Source organism: Chryseobacterium sp. JK1 (genome assembly GCF_050632815.1).
In the GTDB taxonomy this organism is placed as follows: Bacteria; Bacteroidota; Bacteroidia; order Flavobacteriales; family Weeksellaceae; genus Chryseobacterium.
This window is the reverse complement of sequence record NZ_JBODRU010000001.1, coordinates 1,321,486-1,334,320: the sequence shown is the minus strand read 5'-3', so window position 1 is coordinate 1,334,320 and position 12,835 is coordinate 1,321,486. Positions and strand designations below refer to the sequence as shown.

Below are 12,835 nucleotides of genomic sequence, written 5' to 3'. Positions count from 1 at the left end.
TTTTTAAGTTTATATAATTATTTATCGAATGGGCTTTTTTTGTCCTGCTTTACCCAAATAAGTTTTGATGTATCATAACCAATCTCTTTAGCCTTAATGATAAAATCTTGTTTTACATTCTCAGGAATAGTCTTTTCACGGGACAAAATCCATAGATAATCTAAGTTTTTACCTGCAACCAATGCATATTTGTAATCTTCCAATGCAACTACGTTATATCCGGCATAAAAAGGTCCGAAAAAGCTCACTTTAAGAGCTGCAGCATCCTTATCTCCTCTGAATTTAGCAGTACCATTGACTGATACCCATTTGTTCTTATTAAGATTATAGCCGCTGTTCACTACATCTACACTTCCATCCGCATTAAGGCTATACTGAGCCATTGCATTATCAAGGTCTTTTTCAAAATAATAATCGAATCTTGCTATTTCATACCATGTACCTAAATACCGGTTGACATCAAATTGTTTGACAGGCTGAGCTTTTTCAGGCATAGAAGAACAGGAAGTCATACTATGCAACAGAACGAAGCATAGGAATAGTGTAAGAATTATTCTATTTTTCATTTTCAGTTATTTTTTTAAAGAAATAAATATTGAGTAAAAACTGGCTGTAACCATAGACGGCATCTTCAAGAGGAATTGTTCCCATTCTAATACCTAAAAAATCATCAGGATTATAATTAACAACCGGTGAAGGAATTAAAGAGCCTGTCAGAATTCCATTCACTGCAAAAAAACCAGGCATCAGAACCAGATATACAAAACTGGCTTTGCCTAACCATTCTTTTTTAGCGATAAAATGAAGGTAACAAAGTGTAAGTATCGTTACAATTACCGTCAGCAATGTATATATTCTTTCATAATAAAGAAGGCCTACTACAACAAGAACAATAAAAGAAGTAAATACAATGAGATTATTAAAAGCACTCGTCCAGTTCAGCGTAAAATACTTTTCAAGGCAATAATAAGTAAAAACACAAGCGAAAGGAATACAGTAGAAAAACAGCCATTCCTCTACAGGAAGTCCCGCTATTTTAACTCCTAAGGTATAATTGAGATCAAACCACCATACTCCCTTTGCAGTAAACCAAATATCCCAGGCAATAAAGGGAATGGCTACAATGGTGGAAGACAGCAAAAATTTCCCAAAAAGTTTATTAAACTGTATTCTTCTGTCAAAAGATGCTAAAAAGCAGATAATGACAGTGAAAAAGTTAATCAGTATGTAAGTATAAGGCATCATTTTTTATTGAAATATATTTTAAAATATTTAACAGGTACCCACAAAAAACCGAAACATTCTCCATCTTCTTTTCCCAAATGCTTGTGATGCTGCTTATGAGCACGTCTGATTGCAAGGAAGTACGGATTCTTTGTTTTAGTGAAAATCTTAGCCCTCTGATGGATAAAAATATCATGTACAAAGAAATAGGCCATGCCGTAAAGGCTTATTCCCAAACCGATAAAAAACCAATAACTAAAATCCTGTTTTACTCCCAGATACAGTAAGGCAATAGCCGGGCTCGCAAAAATGAAAAAGAACCAGTCATTTCTTTCTAATTGGCCGTCATGGCTGTGATCATGATGATCCCGGTGCAGGATCCACAGGAAACCGTGCATAATATACCGGTGAATAAGCCATGTTGCTCCTTCCATGGAAATAAAAACTCCAAAAACGATCAGAAAATTCATGATTCTTTATGTGTATCGTTAAAACGATCATTTAAAACCCTGTATCTGAAATCGAAAATACTTTTAAGCTTTTCTTTTACGAATAACTGATGGGCTATTTTACCAAAAATCCCCATTGGAAGTTCATAGTCTAACGTATCTTTCATCAGCACTCCATGCTCATTAGGAATAAATTCATGGAAATGATTCCAATACTTATAGGGACCTTCTTTCTGAAAGTCTGTAAAACTTTTATAATCTTCAACCTGGCTTATAATAGTTTTCCACCTTATGGGAATCCCCAATAAAGGAGAGACCGTATAATCTATTTCCATTCCTTTAAAAATAGCCTTATCCTGAACCTCTGAAAGAACCACAAAATCCATACTCTCAGGAGTTATTTCTGATAAATTATGAGGGGATGAAAAAAACTTCCATGCCGTTTCAATATTGCAGCTCAGCTGTTGTTCTCTGTATAATGTGTACATCATTTATTTTTTATTGATTGTTAAACACTTTAAAAAAATCATTTTAAAAGGGAATTCTACAATCAGAAATAAGCTGATTTGTAGCGAATATAGCTTTTAAAAGCAACCAACAGCTTTTGTGAGTTAGCAATTCTGATTCTTTGCTGTAATATATTCTGGGAACTTGTTTTTTTTATTTTTTCAAACAGAGAAAGGTAATATCTGTAAGCTAGGTATACTCCGAAAATGGAGGAGCCCGGGAGTTTTTTAATTCCCTGCAACGCTTCTTTGAATTCTTCTTCAATTTCCTTTTCAATCAGCGTTTTAACGTTATTATCAAAGACTGACATATTCAGGGAGGGAAAATAAGTTCTTCCTAAAATTTGATAATCATCTTTCAGATCCCGTAAAAAATTAACTTTCTGAAAAGCAGATCCTAATTTCATGGCAAAGGGTTTCAGTTTCTCATACTGCTGTTTATCACCTTCTGAAAATATCTGCAGACACATCAATCCTACAACTTCCGCAGATCCATAGATGTATTCTTTATACAATTCGGAGTTAAAATCAATTTTATGAAGATCCATTTCCATACTGTGCAGAAACTGATCAATCAGATGTCTATCAATCTCATACTGCCGAACTGTTTCCTGAAATGAATGTAAAATAGGATTGAGTGATATGCCATCTTCCAACGCCTCATAAGTTTCAGTCTTTAATCTCTTCAGGAGCTTTTCTTTATCATACCCATGAAAGCTATCTACAATTTCATCCGCCAGACGAACATACCCGTAAACAGCATAAACTGCAGGTCTGATGGAAGGCTTCAACGCCAGTATTCCCAATGAAAAACTCGTACTGTATTTTTGCGTAGTGTACTTACTGACTTCATAAGACAATTCATCAAACAATTTTTTCATATTATTTTATTTTTAGTTTACTGACTTCAGTCGCTACAATTTTTCCGGAAATTACCGATGGCGGAACGCCGGGACCGGGAACGGTTAACTGCCCTGTATAAAAAAGATTTTTGATCTTTCTGTTTCTTATTTTGGGTTTTAAGACAGCTGTCTGTGATAAAGTATTGGACAGTCCGTACGCATTACCTTCATAAGCATTATAATCGGAAATAAAATCACTTACACAATAGCTTCTTTTGTATTCTATTCTGGAAATAAGATCAGCATCACCGGTGTACTTTTCAATTCGTTTGAGCATCTCAATCAGGTATTTTTCTCTTATAGATTCTTCATCATGTATTCCAGGAGCAAGGGGTAACAGCAAAAAGAGATTTTCACAATCTTCAGGAGCTACCTCCGGATCTGTTTTAGATGGGCAACAGGTATAGAAAAGCGGCTCAGATGGCCATTGCTTATTTTCATAGATACAGCCTATATGGTTGTCAAGTTCGTTTTCAAAAAACAGAGTATGATGCTTTATATGAGGAATTTTTCCTTTGATTCCAAGATAATAGATAAGACATGAAGGAGCAAAGGTTTTCGTCTTCCAATATTTTTCGTTATAGTTTCTGAGAGATTCGGGGATTAACGTTTCTGTATGATGATAGTCTGAGGAAGCAATTATGGCATCAAACTCATATGTTTCATCATCAATTGTTATGGAAGATACCTTTCCGTTTTCTGTATTGATTTTCTGTACTTCGTGATTAAAATGAAAGGTCACCCCCTGCTTTTCTGCTACTTCCTTCATGGCGAGAACAAGCTGATAAAAACCTCCCATTGGGTATTTTGTTCCCAAAACATAGCCACCGTAATTCATAAGACTATATAAGGCTGGAATATTCTTTGGAGAAGCTCCAAGAAATATAACCGGAAATTCCATAAGAGATCTTAGTTTCGGATCAGTAAAATATCCTGAAACATATTTTCTAAAATTGCTTAAAAGATCAAGTTTCAGTGCACTTCCTGCTATTTTTAAAGAAGCAAATTCCATCCAGTTATAACAAGGTTTTGTTACAAAGTCTTTCATCCCCACCTCATATTTATATTGGGCAGACTTCATAAACTGATCATATTGCCTGCCTGCTCCGGATTCTATTTTTTCGAATAGCTCACGGATGTCTTCATTTTTCTTTGGAACTACAATCTTTTCTTCTGAAAAAACCATCTCAAACTGAGGATCCAAAGAAACAAGATTAAAAAAATCGGATGTTTTACAGCCAAAATCATTAAAAAACCCCTCTATAATATCTGGCATCCAATACCAGCTGGGACCCATATCAAACACATACCCTTCATCTGTTTTAAATTGTCTTGCACGACCCCCTGGCTGAGGGTGCTTTTCAAATACATGTACTTCATTACCTGATTTTGCTGCATAAGCTGCCGCTGATATTCCGGAAAACCCGGAACCTATCACCGCAATTTTCTTTCTTAAGTTTCCAGTATTCATTGTTGTTTATTTAATAGTTTTTAGCAGATTCTCATAATATTTTATCAGTTCAGTCTATTGTAGACAATATCCAGCAAGTCTGTGGCTTCGATATTCATACGGTAAAAAGAATCATGAAATTCATCTAATTTAGAAAGTATAGCAATAAGCAGCATTTGTTCAGAATGGTTCAGATTTCCCACTACCACCCTTGAAGCTTTACGGATCTCATCCATGTGCTCATCCAGCACAGAAAGTCCTTTTTCAGTTATTTGAATATATTTGATCCTTTTATCTTTATAGGAAGCGGTCTGTTCAGCCCAGCCATTACGGATCAAGCGGTTAATAATAAGTATCCCGGAAGATTTTTCACTAGCATTATATCTTATGAGTTCCATTTTTGTCATAGCTCCCATGGTTTTCAGACTTATCAGATAAATAAAATCATCTTGGCTTGAAAAAACGGAATTACCAATTGAACGGGAGTACGTTTTTGCATACCTTCCCATTCTTATCAATAAGGTATTGATAATACTATCAGAACTTCTTCCTAATTCCTTTCCTACCCAATTCGGATGTTCCTGTTCAGAATAAGATTTCGAAGAAGCATTGATCCATTCTGTAAATCCCTGAAGATCTTTACTATAATACACTTTATCTTCATTCTGTTCCATAAATTGCTGAACAAGTTCAACAACTTCTTTTATAAGATCAAAATTCATATCAACTAAATTAGTACACAAATATACTTATTATAGTGTATAAATATACTTTTTATTTTTTGTTTTTGTTCTATAATTATAACTAAGTGTTAAAAGCACTTTAAAAAAACACCTTATAATCAACAATATATAAACAAAACACCTTTAAAAGACAGGTGCATGGAGGATATGTAACACAATAAAAAATAGTATATTAATAAACTATATATTTTTTAAAATATGAAAAAAATGTCCTTTAATTAAACGATGTATTAAAAAATAGGTTGATAATGAAAGACTAATGAATCTGTATATTCTTTTTGTGAAGTTTTTATGCTGAAGAAACTGTTGACAGATTAAAGCAAGCGTTGGAGTCTGCACTCTGCTTAAAGATATACCTCTTGGTTTACTACGATGGTTAATGCCTGGATTACATTGATTTCTATCAGCTAGCTTTACTTCTGGGTACCTTCATACAATCCTTCAAAGACTGAAATTGATTGTAGCTTATTAAGCCTTGCCGTACTGCCTTTTCAATAAGAGAACTGATCAAAAGTCTTCCAAAGGGTTTGCTGCATTGTCTATAGTTATAGCGGAAGATCAGCTTCCTTTCCTCCATATGTTGTTATAATAAGACTATTACATTACAAGTTAAGGGCATCATGTTTATTTCTTCATTTAAATGATCAGCGACAAACCAACATACCTCAATTTTGATAAGGACAACTATGTCTGGAAGCCCGATATAGACTACCGTCTGTATCCTGAGAAATATAAAGTTGGTAAAGGTGAACAGGGCGTTTTGATCTGTGAACCTTATAAGTCAGAAATAGGAAAACACTGGCGTTTCAAAAATACAGAAATTGCCAAAGCAAGCTCAGAAATGATCTTTTCTATATTTTTGGATTATCTGGAACAGGATGACTTTGTCGGAGCAGATATGGCAAGAAAATATCTTCAAATGGGCTTTACAAGGGCAAGGCGGTACTTTAATTTTAAAGGAGGCAAAAAATACAATGCTGAAAAAGGATATCAACAGTTGAAAAAAGGAACGGGTGATCCAGAGAAAGCTAAAGCTGCGGATATTTTTTATAAAAAATGGAAAGAAGCAGAGAAAAACCAAAAATACACCCAATTAAAAAAAATATGGAAAGAGAAGTATGGATAAATTGTTTTGACAACTTTATTATATCCTCTTTTTTGAAACAGCAGGACTTTAACTGGGTTATAACTATTGTAATAATTTATAAATACTATTTTTCATACGCTGCGTTATTCTGAAATACATTTAAACCTTCTATCTTCTCATTGGTAACATTATAAACAATTTCAACTGAAAAGGATGATAATTTATACAGTATAAACTTTAATTTATTCTTATGAGTCTCACTGATTACAACTCCTTCAGTACTAACAAGTTTATATTGAGATTCCTTTGATAGATTTTTAAAATCGTAATATGTGATGGACATAGGGTTGGTTTTTAATTTTATATCTGCCGGAGAACATGAATTTTCTTTTTGCAAACAAGACGTTAAGTTGGAAGTTAATACATTTAAATATTATTGACCTAACATTCGGATGAATCGAAATGTGAGATTAATTCTTTCTTTCATTGGAACAGTAGACTTAGCGATCCGATGCTCCCAACTTTCCTGAAGATCACCTTTCATAATCAGTAATGAGCCATTAGGAAGTGGCAGACTGTATTTACTTTGATGATGGTCTTTTTTTCTGAAATCAAAGTTTCTGGTTTGTCCAAGACTTATTGATGCGATAACAGGTCGTTTCCCATAACGGCTTTCCTTATCCCGATGCCAGGCAACGGAGTCATTATGATCACGGTACAGATTTAACAGAACCCCATTGAATTGGCAGCCAAATTCCTTTTCAATTCTTTGTTTTAATGAAAACAATTCAGGAGTCCATGGATGGGTTGGCTTTTTATCTGCTTCAGAACCATTATATTTTGAATCCCCATACCAAGCGGTCAATCTTGGAGTAAGCACCATCTTATCATACATTTTTTGAGTACGCTGTTCCCAGGGAGCAGTTTCCAACAATTTGTTTTTAAGCAGATCGGCTTCTTCCCTACTCAGAAAACTCTCTCTGTATTCCAAAAGGTCTTTTGGAAACTCATACAACTCTTCTGCATCAAATAAACTAAGCTGACTCATTGTAATTTTTCTTTAAATCATTTAACTTTGTCTTATTCCGTTTTTACGGAATAATTTTTTTTCATCATTTGTGTTTTTACTTCCCTTCGGCGAAGTTTTTTAATTATGCCATGTACTCAAAATAAATTCAATTCTTATCTCCCATTTTTTCTTTGATATGTCTGATATCAGTTTTAATTTCTGTGATAAAATTTTGAATATGGTGTTCTGCAAATTCATCAGGCTCATATTCTTTGGTATTAATACTACAGGCAAATTCCCAGATCTCTTTAATTTCAGGCAATGGAATTTTATAAGGCTCATAAAATTGATTGTCAGCCTTCACCCATATACCATCTGCTTCATGAAACTGAAACCTTTTGTAACTGATACCATCATTGGTGGTAATGAAAACATACGTTCTATCGGTTTTTAAATCCGAAAGATTTTCTACATATTTTCCTACGATATAGGTTCCGTTCTTATAGGGGGGCATTGAATCTCCATCAGCTGGAAATGCCCTGAACTTACCACCTTTTAAAAAAGGTAATGATATGGTCTCCAGACTTTCTATGTATTCCGGATCTCCATAGCCATTCAAGTAGCCCATAGAAGCTTTTTGGGGGATAATCTCAATCTGATTGTTTCCATCTTGATCAACCTTTATAGGCAGAACAATCCTATTCTCAGGAAGCTCCATGATTTCATCGATAGAAAATTTTCTGACATCTACAGTCAACAATAAGTCGATGCTTATGTTATAAAATTTTGAAATTCTAAGCAATATTTCAATAGGAGGTTCTGTTCTGCCATATTCATAGGCGACATATCTGGATCGGGTAAGAATTAATAGATCTGCCAGCTCTTGCTGAGTCATATTTTTCTTTCCTCTCAAAAACACGATGTTATCAGAGAATTTTGACATTGTTACAATTTTAGACAACAAAAATACAAAATTTGTTTCAAAACGTGACTAATTTTGTCACATGGAAAGAGCAATTGTACATATGGATTTGGATACGTTCTTTGTTTCCTGTGAAAGGCTGAAAAACTCCGAATTGGAGAAAAAGCCTGTGATCATCGGAGGTGGAGACCGTGGTGTAGTGGCGTCCTGCTCTTATGAAACCCGTTTTTTCGGAGTAAGAAGCGCCATGCCGATTAAAATGGCTTTACGGTTGTGCCCCGAAGCTAAAGTAATTAAGGGAGATATGGAAATGTATTCCAATATGTCTCATATGGTAACGGAAATCATCCAGGAAAAAGTTCCTGTTGTGGAAAAGGCAAGTATCGATGAATTTTATTTGGATTTATCCGGAATGGATCAGTTTTTTGGATGCTATAAGTGGACATATGAAATCGCAGAAAGTGTACAGAAAAATACAGGATTACCTATAAGTTTTGCGTTGTCTGCCAATAAAACCGTATCCAAAATCGGAACCGGAGAATCAAAGCCAACCGGTAGATTTGAAGTCAAACAGCATGACATTCAATCATTCTTGAAACCCACTTTCGGTAAAGAAGATCCCTATGGTTGGCGATGTTACCTTTCAGCTGCTGTCAAGATTGGGGATCAGAACGATACAAACGCTTTCAGAAATGCCTGTTGACGTTCTTCAGCAGCTGATTGGTAAAAATGGAAATGAACTCTGGAAAAAAGCACACGGAATTGACGAAAATCCTGTGGTTCCTTATTCGGAAAGAAAATCTATTTCTACAGAAGATACTTTTGCCCAGGATAGCATCGATATTCAAGGTATCCAAAGTATACTCTCAGGAATGGTTGAAAAGCTCTGTTATCAGCTCCGCGCAGAGAAATGGCTGGTGTCAGTAGTGGTGGTAAAACTCCGCTATGCCAATTTTGATACGGAAACCAAACAATGCAGGATTCCTTACACCTCAGCTGATCATACCCTGCTCAGGTATGTTTTAGAACTCTTTAAAAAAGTATATACCAGACGTATGAGAATCAGGTTAGTTGGAGTAAAGTTTACCGGACTGGTTCACGGATGCCATCAAATGGATCTTTTTGAAGATACGGAAGAACTGATTTCCTTGTACCAAACGATGGATAAAATCAAGAACAGGTTTGGAACTTCAAGTGTGGGAAGAGCCTCAGGTTTATTAAAATAAGTACAAGATGTTTCTGAATTGTCATTCTTATCATAGCCTTCGGTATGGAACCATTTCTATTAAAGAACTGGTTAAGCAGGCTGTACATTTTAATATTAAAACCCTGGCTCTTACGGATATCAATACCATTACCGGGATCTATGATTTCTACAAACTTTGTCAGGATCATCATATCAAACCGATCGTCGGAGTGGAAATACGGGTTCAGGATGAACTGTATTATATCTGCCTGGCCAAAAATCAAAAAAGCATTGCAGAAGTCAACAGGCTTTTAACCACATATAACTGTGAAGACATTGAAATTCCTAAAGCAAATCCTGATTTTACAGATACTTTTGTTATTTACCCATTGGAGAATATTCCTGAAAAATTAGCAGATCATGAATTTATAGGCATCAGACAGAACCAGTTAAATCTTTTGATTAAACCGGAATTAAAACAGTTCATTCATAAAATGGTTATTCTTCATCCGGTTACTTTTACTACCCCTGAAGAATATGAGCTTCATAAAATAGTAAGGGCTATTGATCACAATACATTGATCAGTAAGCTTACAGAAGCTGATTACTGTAAAGACAACGAAATGTTTACTGATAAAAAAGAGCTTCTCACTCAATTTTACCATGAACCACGGATTATTGAAAACACAAAGTATATCGTAAATAGCTGTCATTTTGATTTTGATTTTTCAACACCTAAAAACAAAAAGCATTTCACAGACAGCAAAGAAAATGATTCTAAGCTTTTAAAAAAGTTAGCATATCAGGGACTTTCTAAGAGATATTCCGAGGATAATCTACAGGCGAAAGCAAGAGTGGATAAAGAATTGGGGGTTATTGACCAGCTTAACTTCTGTGCTTATTTTCTCATCACCTGGGATATTATACAATACAGCAACCGAATGGGGTTTATGCACGTAGGAAGAGGCAGCGGTGCCAATTCAATAGTCAGTTACTGCATCGGAATTACTGATATATGTCCTCTGGAGCTGGATCTATATTTTGAACGGTTTCTAAACCTCAACCGCAAAACGCCTCCGGATTTTGACATAGACTGGAGCTGGCAGACCAGGGATATTATCCTTGAATATATTTTTGATAAATATGGTAAGAACCATGTTGCCTTCTGTGGAACCAATGTTGAATTTAAATACCGTTCTATTTTCCGGGAAGTAGGAAAAGTATTTGGTCTTCCGAAAGAGGAACTCGATACACTGGCAACAAAACCCATCCAGGAACATGATATTAATTCGGTATCCAGACAGGTTCATTACTACGGAAAGCTTTTAGAAAAGTTTCCTAACCAGAGAAGCATGCACTCCTGTGGAATTCTGATATCAGAAGAACCTATCACTAATTATTCAGCACTCGAAATGCCTCCTAAAGGTTTTCCGATCGTACAGTTCGATATGTACACTGCTGAAGAGATTGGCCTTGAAAAATTTGATATTCTCTCACAAAGAGGATTAGGAACTATAGATGACACTGTAAAGCTGATTAAGGAAAAAAGAGGAATTGATATTGATATCCGGGACACTTCTCTGTCAAAAGACGAAGCCAAATGCAATGAATTCTTAAGTTCCGGAAAAACAATTGGCTGTTTTTATATTGAATCTCCTGCCATTAGGGGATTACTCCGAAGATTGAAATGCGACAACTATAAAGTACTGATCGCTGCCTCTTCCATTATTAGACCCGGCGTGGCTCAAAGCGGAATGATGCGGGAATATATTTTCAGGCATAACCATCCCACAAAATTTGAGTATTTCCATGAGGTTTTTGAAAAAGAACTGGGAGAAACCTATGGTATTATGGTTTACCAAGAGGATGTTATTAAAATTGCCCTGCATTTCGGAGGTTTATCCGCTCCTGATGGTGATGTGCTGAGAAGAGCAATGAGCGGTAAAGGCCGTTCTTTATCAGCTTTACAGAAAGTAAAAGATAACTTCTTTGAATCCTGTAAAAGATTAGGACACCCCGAAAAGTTATCCATGGAGGTATACCGGCAGATCGAATCCTTTGCTGGATACTCATTTTGTAAAGCCCATTCTGCTTCCTATGCTGTGGAAAGTTATCAAAGTTTATATCTCAAGGTCTACTATCCTATCGAATTTATGGTCTCTGCCATTAATAACGGCGGAGGGTTTTACAGAACTGAGGTATATATTCATGAAGCCAGAATGTCAGGAGCTTCTATTCATAATCCCTGTGTTAATTTAAGCCAGTACCAGACGACGGTTTATGGTTCGGATGTTTATTTAGGATTGATGCATATTAAAAGACTGGAAACGAGATTAGCACAGCTGATTCCTGAACAAAGAGCTCAAAATGGAAATTATACTTCTCTGGAAGATTTTATTAAGAGAATTCCTATTGGTATGGAAACTTTGCAAATTTTAATCTTTATCGGCGCATTCCGCTTTACCGGAAAACAAAAACATGAACTGCTCATTGAATCAAGATTTGTATTGGGAACTCATAAGATTGCTTTCAGGCATCTGACTTTATTGGAAGAGCCACAGAAAGATTATCAGCTTCCCACCATAGAAAGAAACCCATTTGAAGATGCTTTTGATGAAATAGAGATACTAGGTTTTCCTGTTTCTTTCAGTCCTTTTGATCTTTTGCAAACACGCTACAGAGGTTCTGTTTTGGTAAAAGATGTATTGAAATTTCATAAATGTCAGGTTAAAATGCTGGCGTATCTGATTTCAAGAAAGCATGTCCCTACCAAGAAAGGGACGATGTATTTCGGAACTTGGATTGATGCGGAAGGAGAATATTTTGATACCGCTCATTTTCCAAACTGCCTTGAAGAATATCCTTTTCAGGGGGGTGGCTGCTATCTCTTATTGGGAACAGTAGAGGTCGACTTTCACTTCCCTACCATTACCATTCATAAAATGGTGAAAATGCCTTTTATTCCGGATCCAAGATATTCTATGGATAAAGAAAAATCATTGGAAGCTCAGCGTAATCTGCATGAAGATATCAGTATGACCTGGCGGAAGCCTTATCCACAGGAACATGAAATAGGATTGCCAAGGCAAAAGATGTTTTGAAGAAATAATTATCAACTATTGTAATTTATGATTCAATTTTTTTCTTAAAACTAACCATTAAATATTCTCCATTTGAACAATACTTCTTACAACTCTCATCTTTGAATTTACCGGGCTGTTTCGAATACTCTTCAATATATTTAGTACTTTCTTCAGTATCAGCTGGAACAACAATAATATAATAGTTTTCCAGAACAGATTGATCCGCATTTTTTACAGCCTCATTTTTATATTGTATTGCCTCGTTATATTTCAT

Annotated in this window: 13 protein-coding genes and 1 pseudogene; 3 read left to right on the top strand and 11 right to left on the bottom strand. The window is 35.4% G+C overall.

Annotated elements, in window-relative coordinates; translation table 11 throughout:
* Window positions 1–17: 17 nt before the first annotated feature.
* From ACQ76T_RS05900 to ACQ76T_RS05870, 7 genes are read right to left on the bottom strand one after another with little or no spacing between them, the layout of a single operon-like run.
* Window positions 18–566 carry a lipocalin family protein gene (locus ACQ76T_RS05900; protein WP_431342400.1) on the bottom strand — a complete coding sequence of 183 codons (549 nt, stop codon included), beginning with the start codon at window positions 564–566 and terminating at the stop codon, window positions 18–20.
* Window positions 556–1,245 (bottom strand): lycopene cyclase domain-containing protein, encoded by a 690-nt coding sequence (locus ACQ76T_RS05895; protein WP_431342399.1) that lies wholly within the window; start codon window positions 1,243–1,245, stop codon window positions 556–558. The genes ACQ76T_RS05900 and ACQ76T_RS05895 overlap by 11 nt, the downstream gene beginning before the upstream one ends.
* Window positions 1,242–1,694 carry a beta-carotene hydroxylase gene (locus ACQ76T_RS05890; protein ID WP_431342398.1) on the bottom strand — a complete coding sequence of 151 codons (453 nt, stop codon included), beginning with the start codon at window positions 1,692–1,694 and terminating at the stop codon, window positions 1,242–1,244. Before ACQ76T_RS05890 ends, ACQ76T_RS05895 begins: the two co-directional genes overlap by 4 nt.
* Window positions 1,691–2,164, bottom strand: coding sequence for an SRPBCC family protein (locus tag ACQ76T_RS05885; RefSeq protein WP_431342397.1), 474 nt, complete (start codon window positions 2,162–2,164; stop codon window positions 1,691–1,693). The genes ACQ76T_RS05890 and ACQ76T_RS05885 overlap by 4 nt, the downstream gene beginning before the upstream one ends.
* Before the next feature lie 59 nt (window positions 2,165–2,223).
* Window positions 2,224–3,060, bottom strand: a complete 837-nt coding sequence (locus tag ACQ76T_RS05880) for a phytoene/squalene synthase family protein (protein ID WP_431342396.1) — start codon at window positions 3,058–3,060, stop codon at window positions 2,224–2,226.
* 1 nt (window position 3,061) lies between these two features.
* The gene (locus ACQ76T_RS05875) at window positions 3,062–4,552 is read right to left on the bottom strand and encodes a phytoene desaturase family protein (RefSeq protein ID WP_431342395.1); all 1,491 of its coding nucleotides are present in this window, start codon (window positions 4,550–4,552) and stop codon (window positions 3,062–3,064) included.
* A gap of 44 nt (window positions 4,553–4,596) precedes the next feature.
* Complete coding sequence (locus tag ACQ76T_RS05870) at window positions 4,597–5,253, bottom strand: MarR family winged helix-turn-helix transcriptional regulator (RefSeq protein WP_431342394.1); 657 nt, start codon at window positions 5,251–5,253, stop codon at window positions 4,597–4,599.
* A gap of 661 nt (window positions 5,254–5,914) precedes the next feature.
* Between ACQ76T_RS05870 and ACQ76T_RS05865 the strand changes: the two genes are divergently transcribed.
* Window positions 5,915–6,400 carry a DUF4385 domain-containing protein gene (locus tag ACQ76T_RS05865; protein WP_431342393.1) on the top strand — a complete coding sequence of 162 codons (486 nt, stop codon included), beginning with the start codon at window positions 5,915–5,917 and terminating at the stop codon, window positions 6,398–6,400.
* Window positions 6,401–6,485: 85 nt separating this feature from the next.
* On the opposite strand, the gene ACQ76T_RS05860 is transcribed toward ACQ76T_RS05865, so the two are convergent.
* From ACQ76T_RS05860 to ACQ76T_RS05850, 3 genes are all read right to left on the bottom strand, one after another.
* Entirely contained in the window at window positions 6,486–6,704 is a 219-nt protein-coding gene (locus ACQ76T_RS05860; RefSeq protein WP_431342392.1) for a hypothetical protein, read from the bottom strand.
* 90 nt (window positions 6,705–6,794) lie between these two features.
* Complete coding sequence (locus tag ACQ76T_RS05855; RefSeq protein ID WP_431342391.1) at window positions 6,795–7,409, bottom strand: alpha-ketoglutarate-dependent dioxygenase AlkB family protein; 615 nt, start codon at window positions 7,407–7,409, stop codon at window positions 6,795–6,797.
* A gap of 127 nt (window positions 7,410–7,536) precedes the next feature.
* The gene (locus tag ACQ76T_RS05850) at window positions 7,537–8,313 is read right to left on the bottom strand and encodes an XRE family transcriptional regulator (RefSeq protein ID WP_431342390.1); all 777 of its coding nucleotides are present in this window, start codon (window positions 8,311–8,313) and stop codon (window positions 7,537–7,539) included.
* Window positions 8,314–8,374: 61 nt separating this feature from the next.
* On the opposite strand from ACQ76T_RS05850, the pseudogene dinB reads away from it, so the two are divergent.
* Both dinB and ACQ76T_RS05840 read left to right on the top strand, forming a co-directional pair.
* A pseudogene (gene dinB / locus ACQ76T_RS05845) lies at window positions 8,375–9,518 on the top strand (DNA polymerase IV).
* Between the two features lie 7 nt (window positions 9,519–9,525).
* Window positions 9,526–12,579, top strand: coding sequence for a DNA polymerase III subunit alpha (locus tag ACQ76T_RS05840; protein ID WP_431342389.1), 3,054 nt, complete (start codon window positions 9,526–9,528; stop codon window positions 12,577–12,579).
* A gap of 25 nt (window positions 12,580–12,604) precedes the next feature.
* Here the strand turns inward: ACQ76T_RS05840 and ACQ76T_RS05835 are convergent, their stop codons facing one another.
* The gene (locus ACQ76T_RS05835; protein WP_431342388.1) at window positions 12,605–12,835 is read right to left on the bottom strand and encodes a hypothetical protein; all 231 of its coding nucleotides are present in this window, start codon (window positions 12,833–12,835) and stop codon (window positions 12,605–12,607) included.

Bases quoted from the DNA above. Each gene is read 5' to 3' on its own strand.
- ACQ76T_RS05900 (WP_431342400.1), bottom strand. From the start codon at position 566: ATGAAAAATAGAATAATTCTTACACTATTCCTATGCTTCGTTCTGTTG.
- ACQ76T_RS05895 (WP_431342399.1), bottom strand. From the start codon at position 1,245: ATGATGCCTTATACTTACATACTGATTAACTTTTTCACTGTCATTATC.
- ACQ76T_RS05890 (WP_431342398.1), bottom strand. From the start codon at position 1,694: ATGAATTTTCTGATCGTTTTTGGAGTTTTTATTTCCATGGAAGGAGCA.
- ACQ76T_RS05885 (WP_431342397.1), bottom strand. From the start codon at position 2,164: ATGATGTACACATTATACAGAGAACAACAGCTGAGCTGCAATATTGAA.
- ACQ76T_RS05880 (WP_431342396.1), bottom strand. From the start codon at position 3,060: ATGAAAAAATTGTTTGATGAATTGTCTTATGAAGTCAGTAAGTACACT.
- ACQ76T_RS05875 (WP_431342395.1), bottom strand. From the start codon at position 4,552: ATGAATACTGGAAACTTAAGAAAGAAAATTGCGGTGATAGGTTCCGGG.
- ACQ76T_RS05870 (WP_431342394.1), bottom strand. From the start codon at position 5,253: ATGAATTTTGATCTTATAAAAGAAGTTGTTGAACTTGTTCAGCAATTT.
- ACQ76T_RS05865 (WP_431342393.1), top strand. From the start codon at position 5,915: ATGATCAGCGACAAACCAACATACCTCAATTTTGATAAGGACAACTAT.
- ACQ76T_RS05860 (WP_431342392.1), bottom strand. From the start codon at position 6,704: ATGTCCATCACATATTACGATTTTAAAAATCTATCAAAGGAATCTCAA.
- ACQ76T_RS05855 (WP_431342391.1), bottom strand. From the start codon at position 7,409: ATGAGTCAGCTTAGTTTATTTGATGCAGAAGAGTTGTATGAGTTTCCA.
- ACQ76T_RS05850 (WP_431342390.1), bottom strand. From the start codon at position 8,313: ATGTCAAAATTCTCTGATAACATCGTGTTTTTGAGAGGAAAGAAAAAT.
- ACQ76T_RS05840 (WP_431342389.1), top strand. From the start codon at position 9,526: ATGTTTCTGAATTGTCATTCTTATCATAGCCTTCGGTATGGAACCATT.
- ACQ76T_RS05835 (WP_431342388.1), bottom strand. From the start codon at position 12,835: ATGAAATATAACGAGGCAATACAATATAAAAATGAGGCTGTAAAAAAT.